The organism is Methylocystis rosea, from assembly GCF_003855495.1.
Taxonomy (GTDB): Bacteria; Pseudomonadota; Alphaproteobacteria; order Rhizobiales; family Beijerinckiaceae; genus Methylocystis; species Methylocystis rosea_A.
Map to the genome: position 1 here is coordinate 1681887 of NZ_CP034086.1, position 16046 is coordinate 1697932.

Below are 16046 nucleotides of genomic sequence, written 5' to 3' on the forward strand. Positions count from 1 at the left end.
ATGCGCTGTAGGCTAAAGCTCGACGCGCGCGGTGACAAGCGCATGACGGGCCGCTTGCGTTACGCCGGGGCCGAACTCGGCTTTTCGCCTGCGCCTTCCGCGGAAGGGTGACGCGCTTGCTTGAGCGCAATCTTCGTCGCGAACGCGGCGCCGACGAGCCCCAAGGCGCTCAACAAGGCGATCGCCTGAAAACCGGCACAGAAGGCGTCGCGCGCGGCGGAAAGCGTCCGCTCCGCCTGTTCCGGGGGCAAGAATTTGACCGCATCCGCCGCGCCGCCGAGCGTCGCGCCGGCCGCCCGAGCGACGTCCGCCGGAAGTCCCGCGATGACGCCCGCCATTTTCGCTCGATAGATCAGCGTGCCGAGACTGCCGAGCGCGGCGATGCCGAGCGCGCCGCCAAGTTCAATCGCCGTTTCCGACAAGGCTGACGCCGCGCCGGCGCGCTCGGGCGGCGCCGATGTGACGATGATTTCCGTCGTCAGCGCGATCACCGGCGTGAATCCGACGAGAAGCAGAGAAGATAAAAACACGCCATAGAATCCGCCGGCCAGCGCGAGGCCGACAAATCCAGCCGCAGCGACGATGAGTCCGCCGGCGAGAAGATTGACGGGCCTGATGCGGCGCGCGAGCGCGGGCGTGGCGAAGGAGCCGATCATGAAGACGATCGCCGATGGCGTCGACCACAGCCCTGCATCGAGCGGCGTCAAACCAGCAACGAGCTGAAAATACTGGGCGAGCAGAATGAACGCGCCGAACATGAAGAAGACGCCAAGCATGTTGATGCAAAGCGCGGTGTTCAGCGACCGCGAGCGAAACAGCGCGAGATCGATCAAAGGATCTTCAAGCCGCGCCTGTCGGCGCAGGAACAGGAGCGCGAGCGCGACGCCTGCCGCCATCGCTCCGATCGCGTCGGCGCCGAAGCCCGCCTCCGCGGCGCGCTTCAATCCGTAAACGAAGGACAGCACCGCCGCGAGCGACAGAAGCGCGCTGGCGAGATCCAGCCGGCCCGCGTTGGGATCGCGATATTCCGGCAGAAGCACCGGCCCGAGAACAAGCAGAAGGACCATCACCGGGACGCCCGCGAGAAAGACCGAGCCCCAACCGAAAGACTGAATGAGCGCGCCGCCGACGAGCGGCCCGATGATGGCGCCGGCGGAGAAGCTCGAGATCCACATGCTGACCGCGAAGGTGCGTTCCGACGGATCGCGGAACATGTTGGCGAGCAGCGACAGCGTCGACGGCGCGAGGGTCGCTCCCGCGACGCCGAGCGCGGCGCGCGCGAAAATCAGCATCTGCGCCGATTTCGAGAAGGCCGCCAGGATCGATACGGCGCCGAACGCCGCGGCGCCCAACAGCAGCACCTTGCGCCGGCCGATGCGATCGCCGAGCCCGCCCATGATCATCAGGAAGCCGGAGACCATGAAGCCGTAGACGTCGATGATCCACAGCAGTTGCGACGCGCTCGGCCGCAGCTCCGCCGTCAGCGCCGGAATGGCGAGATTGAGCACCGTGAAGTCCATCGCATAGACCAGACAGGGCAGAGCGAGGATGGCGAGCCCGATCCACTCCCGGCGCGTCGCCTTGAGCGAAGGATCGGATGTGTCTGGCGCGGCGCTATGCAAGGAGTCGCTCCGTCGGGCTCTTGGCCGTGAGCGCGCAGCGTTTATCGGTTTTGAAGAGTGACATCAAGGAACGACATACGGTTCAGATTAAAATCTGACGGCCGCAACGTACAGCCTGAGTAGTTATTTGCTCCAGTCCAGTATCTCATGCGCCAGTGTAAATAGCTCAGCGCAAATGGGCAGCTCCCTATGTTGGGTGAATTCGTAGCGAATCATTACTGTCGAGTGCCACTCGTTCACCCATGAAATCATTTCATCGGCATGTTCAAAGTTGAGCGTCAGCCCGCTTTTCTTAGCCGCATCAAATAATTCGACCAGGTCATGACCAAAAGGTTTTTTCCGAAGCGATTCAAGAGAGTGTCCTTGCTTTAACAAAAAAGCCTTCAAACCGAGTTCGATCGCGTGAAAAGTTAAAATATATCCACCAGTTGAATTATCGAAATCCTTGTCCAGCATGTGCGCGCCGGTCAGGCATTCGCACGCACCAATCCGAAAAGCGCGGCTTAGGCCGTCCACCGTGGTCGGATCGATACCAGCTACCAACCGAGTACTTGATGAAGCTTTGGCCCGAAAATTAGACATAACATCCAAATGAGGCTGAAGGCACGCAGCGTCAACGCTGCTTAATATTCAACCAATTCACAACCGAGAAGGCGTCGAGCGCCGCCTCTGATAAAGATCGCGCGAAGGCATGATATAAGAGGCGCAGTTCCGAGGATTTCATGAGCCTGACCGACAAGCCTTCGCTCTCGGGAATGACCCGCGCCGAGATCGCCGACGCGTTGCGGACGCTCGGCCTGCCGGAGCGCGAGATCCGCATGCGCGTGGCGCAGATCTGGCATTGGGTCTATTTCCGCGGCGCGCGCGACTTTAGCGAAATGCTGAATGTCTCGAAGGCGATGCGGGTCCAGCTAACGGAGGCCTTCGCGCTGCGCCTTCCGGAAATCGTCGAGGAGCAGATTTCGGTCGACGGCACGCGCAAATGGCTGCTGCGGCTGCAACCGGTCGACGCCTTCGACAAGGGCGCCGAAGTCGAGTGCGTCTACATCCCGGAAAGCGACCGCGGAACGCTTTGCGTCTCCTCGCAGGTGGGATGCACGTTAAATTGCAGCTTCTGCCACACGGGCACGCAGCGGCTCGTGCGCAATCTGACGACCGCCGAAATCGTCGGGCAATTGCTCGTCGCCCGGCAGCGGCTCGGCGATTTTCCCGATCGCGACCGACCGACCGACGGGCTGGTGCCGGCAGGCGAAGGCGTGCGCGCCGTCTCCAACATCGTCTTCATGGGCATGGGCGAACCGCTGTACAATCTCGACAATGTCATGGCGGCGATCGAGATCATGGCCGACGGCGACGGGCTGGCGCTGTCGAAGCGGCGCATCACCGTCTCGACCTCCGGCGTCGTGCCGCAGTTCGAACGCTTGGGCGCCGAATGCGGGCCGGCGCTGGCGATTTCGCTGCACGCGGTGCGCGACGAGCTACGCAACGATCTTGTGCCGCTCAACAAAAAATATCCGATCAAAGAGCTGCTGCAGGCCTGCCGCGACTATCCCGGCGCGTCGAACGCAAGGCGCATCACCTTCGAATATGTGATGTTGAAGGGCGTGAACGACTCGCCCGCCGACGCCAGGGAACTGGTCCGGCTCCTGAAAGGCCTGCCGGCAAAGATCAATCTGATCCCCTTCAATCCCTGGCCTGGCGCGCCTTACGAATGTTCGGACTGGGAGACGATCGAGCGCTTCTCCGACATCGTCTTCAACGCCGGCTACGCCAGCCCGGTGCGCACGCCGCGCGGGCGCGACATTCTCGCCGCCTGCGGACAGCTGAAGAGCGAGACGGAGAAGTTGCGCGCCAGCGCAAGGGTGGCTGCGGGGTGAATACTGCCGCGCTTGTATAATCTACAATATTGTATATACAGTTAAGTCGGATTGCAGCGCGTGAAATTCGAATGGGACGCTGACAAGGCGCGGCGCAATGCCGCCAAGCATGGGGTTTCATTCGAAGTCGCGCGACGCGTTTGGGACGATCCCTTGCATGTCATCCTGCCCGACCGTTTCAAGGATGGCGAAGAACGTTGGCATGCGATCGGCATTGTCGGCGGAGTGGCCTTGCTCGTTGTCGTGCATTGTTATCCTGACGAAGACGACGCCGAGCACGTACGGATCATCGGCGCCCGAAAGGCGACGCCTCACGAGAGAAGACGCTATGAGCAAGAAGGAGTTTAGCCCAAAGGAACGCCGCGAGCTTGAGAAGCTCGCCGTCTTGCCTGACGACGAGATCGACACGAAAGATATTCCTGAAGCTCCTGCCGAAAATTGGGCTTTCGCTCACCGCGGCGCGTTCTACAAGCCCATCAAACAGCCGGTGAATATTCGCATCGATGCGGACGTGTTGGACTGGTTCAAGCGCCACACAGAGGGAAGAGGCTATCAAACGGAGATCAACCGCGTGTTGCGGCGCCATGTCATCGAGAAAGAAAGACAGCGCTGAACTTACGCCAATGACTCAGACACGCGTAGGCCGCTAGACCAGCTAGCGCCGCGGAAATCGCGACGTTCCAATTCGCCAGCGTCAGGCCGAAAATCCATAGATTCGGCTCGTCGCAGCGCACGACCTTCACCGATTGAAGTTGCTTCATGAAATCGGCGACCGACGGCGCGGTCGAAAGCGGCCCGGAACAATCGGACGGCCCGGCGAAAATCTTCCACTCGACGCCCGAATGATAGATCGAAAGGATGGCGTTGCCGACGAAGAGCAGGGCCATCAGCAGGAAGGCCGCGCGGGCCATTCCCCCCCTCCCCGTTTGCGCGGTGAAGGCCGCGAGCGGCGCGAGCGCGAACGCCGCGTAATAGGGCGTGCGCTCCTTGTAGCAGAGCTCGCACGGCAGATAGCCGAACGACTCATAGGCGAAGGCCCCGCCGATCGCCGCGACGGCGGCGGCGAGGATCAGCAGCGCGATATTGCGGGGCGCTAAAAGGCCGCTCGACTCAAGCAGCGCCATGCGAGATCCGACCATCAGAACGTAATATACTGCGCCTGCCCCTGCGCCAAGAACTGGAAGAGATCATAGGCCATCCAGATATAGCCGCCGCCGCCGTTCCATGTGGCGCCCCAGTCCGGCCCGAAGCTGTTCTGGATCAGAATAGCCCCTTGGGAGTCGTCATAGCCGATAATCAGCATGCAGTGGCCGACGAGACCGCCATCGGGGTTCTTGATCTTGTCGAAGGGCCCACTCATTGGGCTGGGTGAGCCGTCATAGGCGATGAACGTTGAATTCAGCGCCGTGCCGTAACAGAGCGCGCCGCCATTGGCGATGACCGTCTTGACCGAGTCGAGATCGGAAGTCTCCGCCATCGCCCAGCCCGGAATCTGAAAGCTCGCGTCGATCGTCGCATTCGGATCATAGCTCGACCAAAGCGTCGAACAGTTCGGCGTATAAGGCGCCGTCGCCCAGTTCGGGGCGCCGCTCTGGCACAGAAGATCAAGATAGGAGCCGAGCCGCGAGCCATGGCATTGAGTGGCGCCGTAGCACTTCATGACCTCGATGTAGATATGCGCCGGGCTCGCCTGCAGTGACGCATCGCTGGGCGACGTCTGCGAATTTTGCGCGGCAGCGAAGGTCGCAAGACCATAGGTGGACGCCCAGGCCGCGCAGCTGCCCGGGCTGCCGATATGCTTGGACGTGCCTTGGGCTTGCGGCGGAGGCAAATAAAGCGGATTGACCGTCGCAGAAGCGGGAAGAGTCCCGGAGAAAACCGGTTTAACGGAACGGCCGGTCTCGGTGATGGTCGGGTTATAGCCAAGATTCAGAAATTGTCGTGCAGACAAGCAGCAGCGGCAAAATTCGGCGCTTCAGTTCTGCAATTCTCGGACTGAAGCCTGACGATTTAAAACATCTTCGCCGCGAGCGCGAAGCCGGCGACGACGATCACCGCGAGCGACGCGATGAAAAGTCCGAAGTGGCTTTCGAGCTTCGAGCGGATCGGATCGCCAAAACGATTGATCGCCGCCGCCAGCACGAAAAACCGTGCGCCGCGCGTCACCATCGACAGCACGATGAACAGCGGGAAATTATAGGCGAGAAGCCCGGAGACGATGGTCACGAGCTTATAGGGGATGGGCGTGAAGCCCTTGACCAGAATGAAGATCGCCCCCCACTGGGCGTAAAAGGCGCGCAGCGCCTCCATCTTCTCGCCATAGCCATAGAGATTGATCAGCCACTGGCCGATCGTATCGTAGAACAGCGCGCCGAAGGCATAGCCGAGCGCCCCGCCCGCGACCGAGGCGATCGTGCAGATGCCTGCGAAATACCAGGCCTTCTTCGGCTCGGCGAGCGTCATCGGCACGAGAATCACGTCGGGCGGCACCGGGAAGAAGGAACTCTCCGCAAAAGCGATTGCGCCGAGCGCCAGGGGCGCATGCCGGCTCGCGGCGAGCGACATGGTCCAGTCGTAGAGCTTTTTCATCTGTTCCCGGGGTTGGCGCGGCGCGCTGCCCGCGCATAGCACGTAAGCGTTGAAGAAAGAAGTTTCTCGGGTTGACGGGCGCCGAGGCGCGGCTAATATCCGCGCCGCTTCGCCGGCTTCGCGCCGGCAAGGCCCCTGTGGCGGAATTGGTAGACGCGCTCGACTCAAAATCGAGTTCCGCAAGGAGTGCTGGTTCGACTCCGGCCAGGGGCACCACTTAGTTTCAGTTCATCCTCAATATCAGCCAGTTATTATCAGTTCGATTTGTCGGCCCTCGCCTGGCCTCGCTTCCTCGCGACTTGCGCGGAACGAACGATCGAAAGCTGCGTTATAGAGTCATCGCTTCAGCAAACGCGACCGTAAGCTTTCAATCCGTCGCGGCGACGATCTCCCCAAGATGCTTGTAAAATTGGCTGTGGGATTTTGCGCATGTACATGACGCCCATCGACTTTATCGACCTCGGGTTTCGCACGTTCATGCGCAACCCATTTTCCAGTCCCGAACAGATCTCGCTCCGGAAAGGTGAAAGCGACTTTCGCTTGTTGGGCGCGCGCGAGGGGCTCGTCGTGACGCTCGGTCCCGAGACGTCCTTTTTCGATCGGCCAAGCAGGTCTGTTTGCCGGTGGCCCGGAACACGGACCATTCCGCGCCAAACTCCTTACTTAGCGCCGAAACGCTCCTGGATCGCGAATGAGTTCGCGACATTCCTTTACGTGTTCTGCGGCGGCGGAGACGTGAAACTCAATCGGATCGCCACTTCGGAGAAGCAAAGAGAGATTTTGCTGACGGCTGGCGAAGGCAACGTCGTCGAGAAAATCGATCTGTCGAAACTTGCAGGCGACAATTCGCTCCCGCTCCTGTTTCTCCAGCCTGCCTATCTTTGTTCATCCGCCAATGTCGTGATTGAATCCGTTCCCTGTGACGCATCGACCATGAGTTGGGCGCGAGCGCCTTATGTCTACAAGACACGCCCTCTCGACGATCCGTCGACGCCGGCGGTCTTATGTCTTGCCGGCAAAACCATGATCTGGTGCGAACGGATCGAGCCCGGCGAGAGTCGGGACTACGCTCTGGGAAACGTCATTGCGACCACCGCCAATGTCGTTTCCAAGCTGCGGCCAACCAGCCAGACGCATCCAGAGGATATGAGAGTCGCCGCAGTCGCACAGGATCGCTCCAGAGAGAATGCAATCATTTCGGCGTCCGCAAAGACGAGCCGCGATAGTTCGATCCGCGCGCGACTGCGTGAGTGCGCCGCCGCCACGAAAATCCTCTTTGAATCGATGCGCGCCCGTGAAGGATTCTTTGTGTGCGAAGTGACCAATGAATCTGACGCGCCGGCCCATGTTTTTATCCAACTCAACAAAGGCAATTTTTATGGCGGCTCAGGGCTCGTTGGCATCGTGATAAAACTCGTATCGAGCATCTTCCGTATGTCGCACCTGTCGCTGGGTCGTTGACGGAACGGATACTTTGCCGGCTCGAACGTCGAGGCTAAGATCTCGAAAGCTGTCCACTCAGCGAGGATAGGCTTGTGAGGACGTCCTGCATCATCCCAATCGTACTTGCCCTGCTGGAGTGTTCCACGGGAGCTTACGCCTTCTCAAGTTCACATGAAATTACGGAGCCGCCGCCTCCAGGAAGAATTCGGGATATAGAGCGCCTCTTAGGCGACAAGATACCACCAGATGCTGCGCCGCGAATGTTGAATATCGAACATATTGCGTATGTCGTAAGATTTGAGGGTCAGAAATATTGCAACGACCGCGGCGTCTGTCTGACATATGTAATATCCAAGATTGGACCGCGGCCGTTTAACGTCGCAGCGCTGCTTGCGAAAAACAAGTTTGTCATGTCTGCAGAGGGCTCTCAGGTGATACGTCTTGCTGGCGTCATGATCTTCGAGGGCGACTACGGATCAGTCGAGGTCAATCTCAATGATGGTTTCGTCTGTGTCGTAGGCGGCCAAGCCAAATAGCATTTTCGAAGGTCCGAATGTTGCAACTGCTCCCCAATTTCGGCAGCAGCATAGGCAAGCAAACAAACCAGCGCGTGAGGGAAATTCTCCTTCGATGAATAGTTTAGGATCAAAGTCGCGCAGCGCGGCGCAAACCGCCCGAGTTTTGCATTCTAACGCATACAACGCTTATCGCGGTCGCCATTACCTCGCCATGGGCGAATAAGTCGTCCGTCAATTTAGCGCGCGTACAAAGTTCGATTCAGGTCGGGCAAGCTGCGCCACCATAGTAAGCGATCCGGTCGACTCCTTGTCCTACCGGCCGTAGGCGCCGAGCGGGCGCGGCGCGCCGGGCGCCTCCGGATATCTTGCCGGCTCGAACGCGTCCCCGCGACGTATTTTGGGACGCCGCAGTCCCTCGCCGACTTTCACCGTCGCAGAGACGGTCGTCCGCCGCGACGCGCCTTGTTCGAGGATGACGTATTCGCTTCGCGGCGAACGCGCGCCGGCTTGCTCCGAGGGCGCGCCTGTCGGCGCAGGCTTGGCGGCTGCGTCGCGCCGCAGTCCCTCGACCTGACCTGACAGCGCGCCGATCGCGGAATTCGTTTCCGTCTTCATCGCGTCGATGCGTTTGCCAAGAGTGTCGACGGCGTCGGCGGCCGGAGTCGCCGCCTGCATCGAAGACCTCATCGATTCCATCTCAGTGCGGAGCGCGCGGATCTCCTCTTCCATCTTCTGCGTCGCGCGTAGAAAGGCGACGCGCTCGGCGTTTTCCTGCGTCGCCATCGTGCGGACGAGGCCCGGCAAGGCGGAGACCGTCGGCCAGGCGGCCTCGGCGATCAGCCAGCCCGCGAGTGCGGCGGCCCCATAGAGCAGCGCCGCCCATAAAAGCCGAGAGCCGTGGATGAAAGCGCTTTTGAGCGCCGGCGGCTGGCGTTGCGCGACAGTCGCCTTGGAACGATCAGACACATCTGCGGAGATCGCCGCGTCCGCGGTCCCTACCTTCAGCTCCGGAACGTCAGCCGCAGGCGCCGCGGCAGGGCTAAGGTCGAGGGCGGCTAATCCCGTTTGCTCGGTCATGGCAAGGCTTCGCATGGGGGTGCAAGATTTTTGAGCCTCACGCCGATTGCTTGAGAATGGATTAACGGCCTGCGCGACTTGCGCCCCGCCACACAAAGATTTCAAACACCATGATTCGGGAAATAGAATTGATCCGCAGGGAAATCGTTCGTTCTTCGGGAATAAAAGCTTCTTCATGAAGGCTCCCGGCACTCTCGCGAATTTGAAAGCCGATCTTCCTCAGTCACGTACAGGCTCGAAGCTGGCGTCAGAAGATTAAGGCGATTTTCAAAGCGCCGAGGCGCGGCGCCTTTCCGACACAAGCGCAAGCTCGCTCTCTGAAGCATCGTTTACAATTTGATAACAGGATGCTGCTCCCCTCGTCTGCCATTGGATATTCGCCACACGAGCGAGGAGTGAGCTGATGGACGAGGCAAGCTCTTCAACTGAGACCTCCGACGAAGCGGTTACGCGCGCGCGCGAGGACAAAGCTCCGCCAGCTCGTGCGGGAGCCGAAGCCGCAGTAAAAATTTCGGCGTGCGAACACGCGACATTGGTTTCTGACTGCGAGAGTTCAGACGCAGGAAGAAAGATCGAGATCAGGATCAATCTGGGGTTCGACGACCAGATGCTGCAAAGCGTTCTGTCCTCTCTCAAAAACGCGCAAATACAACCGCAGACCGCTGAATATATCAGGCTGACCGCGCCTTATCGGGAAGAGGCTTTCGCCACGCGCAGGCAGGCCAGCGACGAAACAAACACACGCGTTTCTCCAGTCGCTCTAATGTTGATCTTCGCCGTTGGATTCGGACTGAAACTGCACTTCCACGACTTTCATTTTCCAGTATTTCCCGATCAGGCCGCCTCGTCGCTTAAGGCTCTGGTCGATAGGATCACAATGTCCGAGTCACAGGGAAATCCGGACGCTAGAAACAAGTTTTCATCCGCGGCCGGGCTGGGCCAGTTCATCAACGCGACCTGGATGGGGTTGATCAAGAAGCACCGTCCTGACCTCGCCGGCAATTTAAGCGACAAAGAGATTCTCGACTTGCGCAAGGACCCTGATCTCTCTCGAGAAATGACGGCGCGCTATGTCGAGCAAAACACGTCGATCCTGATGAAGAAGGGTCTGCCGGTCACGCCCGGATCTCTCTATCTGGCGCATTTCGCCGGACCCGGCGGCGCGGCGGCGATCCTGTCTGCGCCGGAAGCTGTCGATGCGGCGACGGTGATCGCCAGCGTCGACGGACAGCCCGGCAAAACCCGCGAAAAAATCGTCAATGGAAATCCCTTCTTGAAAGGCTTCACCGTGAAAGACCTCAAGAACTGGGCTCATCTCAAGATGCAGGGGATCAGCTTGGAGCTTGGCGCGACGCCGGAGTAGAATTTGGCGCGGCGAGATTGATCGCAACGTCGACGCCTCCTGGTCGCCGCGCCCATCCGTCGCTGTGACCGAATCGCTACCCTGACCGTTCTTCGGACGGCTCTTGATTTCAGCGCCGCTCTGCTTAATTCGCCACTGCGGCTCTTTCACGAGGACTTTGCAATGGCGGATGACAAAAATCCTATCGTTGAGAACAAACTGACCGACGAAAACCCCACCGTCCAGAAGAACAAGTATCTTTTTGGTGGCGTAGGGGCCGTTCTCGGCGGTCTGACTGGCGTCGCGATCGGCGGCCCGCTCATCGCAGTCGTCGGGGCGGGACTTGGCGGCCTGCTCGGTTACAATATGCTGAAGCGGCTGTGACGCGTTAATCGTCACGCTGCCCTAAAAACAGCAACACCAGCGCCGCGCAGCCGATGAAGCGGAACGCGGCTTGCTCGGCGTCTGGCTGGGACCGCCACATCTGGAACCATTCCCCGCCGACGGCCATGAAGCCGAACAGGTAAAGGCCGACGGCGAGCGCAAGACCCGCAATCGCGACGCCTTTTGCGGCGTTGAACCGCGCGGCCTCCGCCTTGCGCCTCAGCAACAGCCGCCACACGCCCGCCAGAATGAGCGCGCCGGCGGAAAACTCCACCGCGATGATGAAGGCGTAAAACATCCGATGCAGCGCGGGACTGGCGACGGCGCGCCACTCGAGCGCGCTGCCGGCCGGCACCTGATCCATCGACATCACATGGCTGACGAACTGGTAATTCGTGGCGTAGTCGGTCACATTGTTGATTGCGACGAGCAGAATGAGCGCGCCGAGCGCAGCGGTCAGCAAAATCTTCGAATATCTGATCAACATGGCGATCCACTCCCGGGCGTTAGCCTAGCATGACCTGAGCGATTGATCTTGCGACGCGAGGGCTTAAAACAGAGTCTGGTCTCCCGTCGGACATGCGTCCATGATCGATCTTCATTACTGGCCGACCCCCAACGGCCACAAAGTCACGATTTTTCTCGAGGAAGCGGGACTCGCTTATCGGATCAAGCCCGTCGACATCACCAAAGGGGACCAATTCAAGCCTGAGTTTCTCGCGATTTCTCCGAACAATCGCATGCCGGCCATCATCGACCGCGAGACGGCGGATGGCGGCGCTCCGGTCGCGCTCTTCGAATCGGGCGCGATCCTCGTCTACCTTGCCGAGAAGACCGGACGACTTCTTCCCGCCGAACTCCATGCGCGTGCGCGAACGCTGCAGTGGCTGTTCTGGCAGGTCGGCGGGCTTGGCCCGATGGCCGGTCAAAACCACCACTTCGCCAAATACGCGCCGGCGAAAATTCCCTACGCGATCGAACGCTACCGTAACGAAACTGCCCGCCTTTATGGCGTGATGGACGGTCATCTCGCCAAGACACCTTTTCTCGCTGGCGAATATTCGATCGCCGACATCGCTTGCTATCCCTGGATCGTTCCGCATGAGGATCAGGGCCAGGATCTGGATGACTTCCCGCATCTCAAGCGCTGGTTCGAGGCGATCCGTTCCCGGCCGGCGGTGATACGCGCCTATGCGGCGGGCGCGCCCTATGAGCGGTCGCGTCTCGATTTCACGGCGCTGGAGCGCGAAATACTTTTCGGCCAAACCCCAGAGCGCGACGGCGCGAAATAGGCTATGGCTGCGCGGCGTTTTTCTAAAGAAGGGCACGCCGCATCCATGTCGAACGACCGCCAAACCGCCGCGCGAGAGACCGCCAAGGCGCTGATCGAAGTGCAAGCGGTGCTCGTGAATGTCGATAAGCCTTTCATAACGACCGCCGGCTGGGCGTCGCCGGTCTATATCGACATGCGCAAGATCATCGCCTTTCCGCGGCTACGGCGGCGCCTCGTCGAATTCGCGACACGGACGATCGAGCGCGACATCGGCTATGAATCGCTCGACATCGTCGCAGGCGGCGAGACGGCCGGCATTCCCTTCGCGGCGTGGATCGCCGACAGCCTCATGCTGCCGATGCAATATGTGCGCAAAAAGCCCAAGGGCTTCGGCCGCAACGCCCGCATCGAAGGCGATGTGATGGAGGGCGGCCGCGCCCTGCTGGTCGAGGATTTGGCGACGGACGGCGGCTCGAAGAAGGACTTCGTGCAGGCGCTGCGCGACTCAGGCCAGCGCTGCGATCACGTCTTCGTGTTCTTCTTTTACGATATATTCGCTGGCGCGCGCGAGGAGCTGGCCGCGCTTGGCATCAGCCTACATGCGCTCGCAACCTGGCGAGACGTGCTCGCCGTGGCCCGCGAGCACAAATATTTCCCCGATGACGCGCTCAACGAAGTCGAAGCCTTCATCGCCGATCCCGTCGCCTGGTCGGCGGCGCATGGCGGCCTCGCCAAGGCGAAGGGATAGCCGGCCGAAGCGGGCGCTTTTAGCTGCAGCGGATAAATTCGCGATAGAGCCAGCCCAGCCGCTTGCCGCCGGGGCTCGCCACATAGGCCCATGGCCTGCCGTGATCGTCCTCGCCATAGCGCTGCACGATAATAGACTTCCCGTCTTCAATAGCGCCGATGACAGTCTTGCGCTGATCGTGGAGGGCGATCGAAGCGCCCATGGCGCCCGTCGCCTTGCAACGATCGCCGGCGAGCGCCGTCGCGCCCCATGCGATCGCGGCGGCGAGAGCGGCGAGCGTGAGGCCGGCGAAAGGCGCGAGTTTCTCGGACATGAAAGGCCTCCCGATTGCGTTGGAAAGACCTATAGTCAGCGTTCGAGCGTTACGAATTGCGCCAACGCACGTGGAGCCGCCATGCGCAGGGTGATGTTTTTTCTTATCGGGGCGCTTTCCGCGCCATATGCGCACGCCGGCGAACCGCCGGCAGGCTTCGCGCGCCTTGCTGACGTTGCGCCGACCATCGTTCAGGAGATGCGCTATGCCGGCGCCGATAATTTCACCGGCGCCCCGGTGCCCGGCTATGACGCGCCGCAATGCTGGCTGCGCACTGAAGCCGCCAAAGCGCTGGCCGCCGCGCAGAAGGATGCGCGCGCTCGCGGGATTTCGCTCGTCGTCTACGACTGCTACCGACCGCTGCGCGCGGTTGCGGCTTTTGTTGATTGGTCGCGCAGCGCCGACCAGCGGACGAAGACAGAACATTATCCACGCCTCGCCAAGAGCGCGCTGTTTCCCGAGGGCTATATCGCCGAACATTCCACCCATTCGACGGGAATGGCCGTCGATATCGGCGTCAAAGGCTGGAATTTCGGCACGCCGTTCGATTTTTTCGATACGCGCTCATGGACGAAAGCCAAAACCTCAAAGACGGCGCGGGCGCATCGCGACGCGCTCGTGGCGCTGATGCGCCGCCACGGCTTTGAAAATTTTCCGCGCGAATGGTGGCATTTTACTTACAAAGGCGCGGACGGGGCGCCGAGCTATGATGTCGAGATCAAGTGACCCGTTCCCCGGCGAGCTGAACTGAACCTTCATGCGTCCCTCCCTGCTCGACCCCTTCTTCGGTCGCGTCGCCGCACTGCCAGGCGTCGGGCCGAAAACCGCCAGGCTGTTCGACCGGCTGCTCGCCAAGCCGGGGACGGAAGCGCGCCTCGTCGATCTGCTTTTTCATCTTCCGTCGACCGTCATCGACCGCAGCGTGCGGCCCACGATCGCCGCCGCGCCGCTCGAGACGATGGTGGTGTTGAAGGCGCGCGTCACCGAGCATCGTCGCCCTCAGGGCCGATATTCGAAATCGCCCTATCGCGTGCTCGTCGAGGATGACACCGGCGACGTCGAACTCGTGTTCTTCCTCGCCAATCCCGACTGGATCGAACGCAGCCTGCCGCTTGGCGCGACGCGCTGGGTTTCGGGGCGCATCGAGCTTTATGACGGGCGCCGCCAGATCGTGCATCCGGACCGCGTGCTCGACGAAGCCGGATTGGAGAAGCTCCCCGCATATGAAGCCGTCTATGGCCTCACCGAGGGCTTGCAGGCGCGGTATGTCTTACGCGCGACGGAAGAGGCGCTGACGCGCCTGCCGAACCTTCCAGAATGGCAGGACGCCAGCGTTCTCGTGGCCAATAAGCTTCCCGCATTCGCCGAGGCGCTGCGCGCGGCGCACCGGCCGGCAAGCGCCGATGCGCTCTCGCCGCAGCATCCTGCCCGTCAGCGTCTCGCGCTCGATGAATTGCTCGCAAGCCAGCTCGCGCTGCGCCTCATTCGCGCAAAGATGCGCCGCCCTCCGGGTCGCGCGCACAAGGGCGACGGCCGCTACGCCCGAGCGATCGAGACCGCCCTGCCGTTTCGCTTGACGCGCGCGCAGCTGCGCACGCTTGACGAAATCCGCGCCGATCTTGCATCGGAACAGCGCATGCTGCGGCTTGTTCAGGGCGACGTTGGATCCGGCAAGACGATCGTCGCGGCGCTCGCCATCGCGAGCGTCGCCGAGACAGGCCGGCAAAGCGCCTTGATGGCCCCGACCGAGATCCTGGCGCGGCAGCACTACGATCGGCTTACGCCAACGCTCACATCGGCGGGACTGCGCGTCGCGCTGCTGACAGGCCGCGCCAAACCGAGCGAGCGGGCAGCGCTCCACGCCGCCATTGCAGCGGGGGAAGTCGACGTCGTCATCGGCACACATGCTCTCGTGCAAAGCGATCTCGCCTTTCACGACCTCGGCCTCGCCGTCGTCGACGAGCAGCATCGCTTCGGCGTCGAGCAGCGGCTGGCGCTCGGCGCCAAGGGCGACGCCGTCGACGTGCTGGTGATGACCGCGACGCCCATTCCGCGAACGCTGGCGCTGACCGCCTTCGGCGACATGGACTGCTCGGCGCTCGACGAAAAGCCACCCGGCCGCACGCCGATCTCGACGCGCGCGCTTCCGGCCGAGAGAATCGACGAAGTAATTGCAGGGCTGCGCCGCGCCTTGGCGGAGGGCGCGCGCGCCTATTGGGTCTGTCCGCTTGTTGAGGAGAATGAGGAGCTGGACCTCTCTGCGGCGCAAGAGCGGCACGCCGATCTCTCGAAGCTTTTCGGAGCGACGGTCGGCCTCGTTCACGGCCGCATGAAGGGCGGCGAGAAGGACGCGGTGATGGAAGCCTTTCAGCGCGGCGAGGTCAAAATTCTGGTGGCGACCACGGTCATCGAAGTTGGCGTCGATGTACCGGAAGCGACGATCATGGTCATCGAACACGCCGAGCGCTTCGGCCTTGCGCAGCTCCACCAGCTACGTGGACGCGTTGGTCGCGGCTCGGGAAAGTCCTCATGCCTACTTCTATATAAGGGTCCGCTGAGCGAAGCGGCGAAGGCGCGGCTGATGATCATCCGCCAGACCGAGGACGGATTTCGCATCGCCGAGGAAGATCTGCGGCTGCGCGGCGAAGGCGAAATTCTCGGCGTACGGCAAGCCGGTCTGCCGAGCTTTCGGCTCGCCGACCTTTCCGCCCACGCGCGTCTCCTCGCCGTCGCGCGCGACGACGCCGAATTGATTCTGCGGCGCGATCCCGAGCTTGCGAGCGACAGAGGCCAGGCCTTGCGCGCCCTGCTCTACCTCTTCGAACGGGACGACGCCGTGCGCCTGCTGCGCGCTGGCTGA

General features: G+C 61.3%; 19 protein-coding genes and 1 tRNA gene. 12 read left to right on the forward strand and 8 right to left on the reverse strand.

The window, feature by feature from the left end; translation table 11 throughout:
• Positions 1-59: 59 nt before the first annotated feature.
• Together EHO51_RS08175 and EHO51_RS08180 are read right to left on the reverse strand one after the other, a co-directional pair.
• On the reverse strand, positions 60-1622 hold the full coding sequence (locus tag EHO51_RS08175) for an MFS transporter (protein WP_124738470.1): 1563 nt from the start codon (positions 1620-1622) through the stop codon (positions 60-62).
• 123 nt (positions 1623-1745) lie between these two features.
• Positions 1746-2204: a hypothetical protein gene (locus EHO51_RS08180; protein WP_124738471.1), complete on the reverse strand. Its 459-nt coding sequence runs from the start codon at positions 2202-2204 to the stop codon at positions 1746-1748.
• A gap of 140 nt (positions 2205-2344) precedes the next feature.
• Here EHO51_RS08180 and rlmN point away from each other — a divergent pair, with 140 nt between their 5' ends.
• From rlmN to EHO51_RS08195, 3 genes are read left to right on the forward strand one after another with little or no spacing between them, the layout of a single operon-like run.
• Positions 2345-3499 carry a 23S rRNA (adenine(2503)-C(2))-methyltransferase RlmN gene (gene rlmN, locus EHO51_RS08185; RefSeq protein WP_124738472.1) on the forward strand — a complete coding sequence of 385 codons (1155 nt, stop codon included), beginning with the start codon at positions 2345-2347 and terminating at the stop codon, positions 3497-3499.
• 60 nt (positions 3500-3559) lie between these two features.
• Positions 3560-3847, forward strand: a complete 288-nt coding sequence (locus EHO51_RS08190; protein WP_124738473.1) for a BrnT family toxin — start codon at positions 3560-3562, stop codon at positions 3845-3847.
• A 37-nt stretch (positions 3848-3884) separates the two neighbouring features.
• Positions 3885-4112: a BrnA antitoxin family protein gene (locus EHO51_RS08195; RefSeq protein WP_245434822.1), complete on the forward strand. Its 228-nt coding sequence runs from the start codon at positions 3885-3887 to the stop codon at positions 4110-4112.
• Here the strand turns inward: EHO51_RS08195 and EHO51_RS08200 are convergent.
• Genes EHO51_RS08200 through EHO51_RS08210 form a run of 3 tightly spaced genes read right to left on the reverse strand, consistent with a single transcriptional unit; the run spans position 4087 to position 6088 of the window.
• Complete coding sequence (locus EHO51_RS08200; protein WP_245434824.1) at positions 4087-4623, reverse strand: disulfide bond formation protein B; 537 nt, start codon at positions 4621-4623, stop codon at positions 4087-4089. The genes EHO51_RS08195 and EHO51_RS08200 overlap by 26 nt on opposite strands.
• Before the next feature lie 14 nt (positions 4624-4637).
• Positions 4638-5450 carry a C1 family peptidase gene (locus EHO51_RS08205; protein WP_124738476.1) on the reverse strand — a complete coding sequence of 271 codons (813 nt, stop codon included), beginning with the start codon at positions 5448-5450 and terminating at the stop codon, positions 4638-4640.
• A 59-nt stretch (positions 5451-5509) separates the two neighbouring features.
• Positions 5510-6088 (reverse strand): YqaA family protein, encoded by a 579-nt coding sequence (locus EHO51_RS08210; RefSeq protein ID WP_018408582.1) that lies wholly within the window; start codon positions 6086-6088, stop codon positions 5510-5512.
• A 131-nt stretch (positions 6089-6219) separates the two neighbouring features.
• On the opposite strand from EHO51_RS08210, the gene EHO51_RS08215 reads away from it, so the two are divergent.
• From EHO51_RS08215 to EHO51_RS21215, 3 genes are all read left to right on the forward strand, one after another.
• Positions 6220-6304, forward strand: a tRNA-Leu gene (locus EHO51_RS08215).
• A gap of 213 nt (positions 6305-6517) precedes the next feature.
• On the forward strand, positions 6518-7549 hold the full coding sequence (locus tag EHO51_RS08220) for a hypothetical protein (protein WP_124738477.1): 1032 nt from the start codon (positions 6518-6520) through the stop codon (positions 7547-7549).
• A 392-nt stretch (positions 7550-7941) separates the two neighbouring features.
• On the forward strand, positions 7942-8067 hold the full coding sequence (locus tag EHO51_RS21215; RefSeq protein ID WP_281024516.1) for a hypothetical protein: 126 nt from the start codon (positions 7942-7944) through the stop codon (positions 8065-8067).
• Positions 8068-8361: 294 nt separating this feature from the next.
• Here EHO51_RS21215 and EHO51_RS08225 read toward each other — a convergent pair whose 3' ends face one another.
• Positions 8362-9126, reverse strand: coding sequence for a hypothetical protein (locus EHO51_RS08225; RefSeq protein ID WP_124738478.1), 765 nt, complete (start codon positions 9124-9126; stop codon positions 8362-8364).
• 403 nt (positions 9127-9529) lie between these two features.
• On the opposite strand from EHO51_RS08225, the gene EHO51_RS08230 reads away from it, so the two are divergent.
• Both EHO51_RS08230 and EHO51_RS08235 read left to right on the forward strand, forming a co-directional pair.
• The gene (locus EHO51_RS08230; RefSeq protein ID WP_245434832.1) at positions 9530-10489 is read left to right on the forward strand and encodes a lytic transglycosylase domain-containing protein; all 960 of its coding nucleotides are present in this window, start codon (positions 9530-9532) and stop codon (positions 10487-10489) included.
• Between the two features lie 162 nt (positions 10490-10651).
• A complete protein-coding gene (locus EHO51_RS08235; protein ID WP_029650568.1) occupies positions 10652-10852 on the forward strand; it encodes a hypothetical protein in 201 nt (66 codons plus the stop codon).
• Positions 10853-10856: 4 nt separating this feature from the next.
• Here the strand turns inward: EHO51_RS08235 and EHO51_RS08240 are convergent, their stop codons facing one another.
• Positions 10857-11339 carry a DUF2165 family protein gene (locus EHO51_RS08240; RefSeq protein ID WP_124738479.1) on the reverse strand — a complete coding sequence of 161 codons (483 nt, stop codon included), beginning with the start codon at positions 11337-11339 and terminating at the stop codon, positions 10857-10859.
• 100 nt (positions 11340-11439) lie between these two features.
• Between EHO51_RS08240 and EHO51_RS08245 the strand changes: the two genes are divergently transcribed.
• Entirely contained in the window at positions 11440-12144 is a 705-nt protein-coding gene (locus tag EHO51_RS08245) for a glutathione S-transferase N-terminal domain-containing protein (protein ID WP_124738480.1), read from the forward strand.
• 45 nt (positions 12145-12189) lie between these two features.
• Entirely contained in the window at positions 12190-12873 is a 684-nt protein-coding gene (locus EHO51_RS08250) for an orotate phosphoribosyltransferase (RefSeq protein WP_124738481.1), read from the forward strand.
• Between the two features lie 19 nt (positions 12874-12892).
• Here EHO51_RS08250 and EHO51_RS08255 read toward each other — a convergent pair whose 3' ends face one another.
• Positions 12893-13186, reverse strand: a complete 294-nt coding sequence (locus tag EHO51_RS08255; protein ID WP_124738482.1) for a peptide-binding protein — start codon at positions 13184-13186, stop codon at positions 12893-12895.
• 81 nt (positions 13187-13267) lie between these two features.
• Here EHO51_RS08255 and EHO51_RS08260 point away from each other — a divergent pair, with 81 nt between their 5' ends.
• Positions 13268-13912, forward strand: a complete 645-nt coding sequence (locus tag EHO51_RS08260; RefSeq protein ID WP_124738483.1) for a M15 family metallopeptidase — start codon at positions 13268-13270, stop codon at positions 13910-13912.
• 31 nt (positions 13913-13943) lie between these two features.
• Positions 13944-16046 carry an ATP-dependent DNA helicase RecG gene (gene recG / locus EHO51_RS08265; RefSeq protein WP_124738484.1) on the forward strand — a complete coding sequence of 701 codons (2103 nt, stop codon included), beginning with the start codon at positions 13944-13946 and terminating at the stop codon, positions 16044-16046.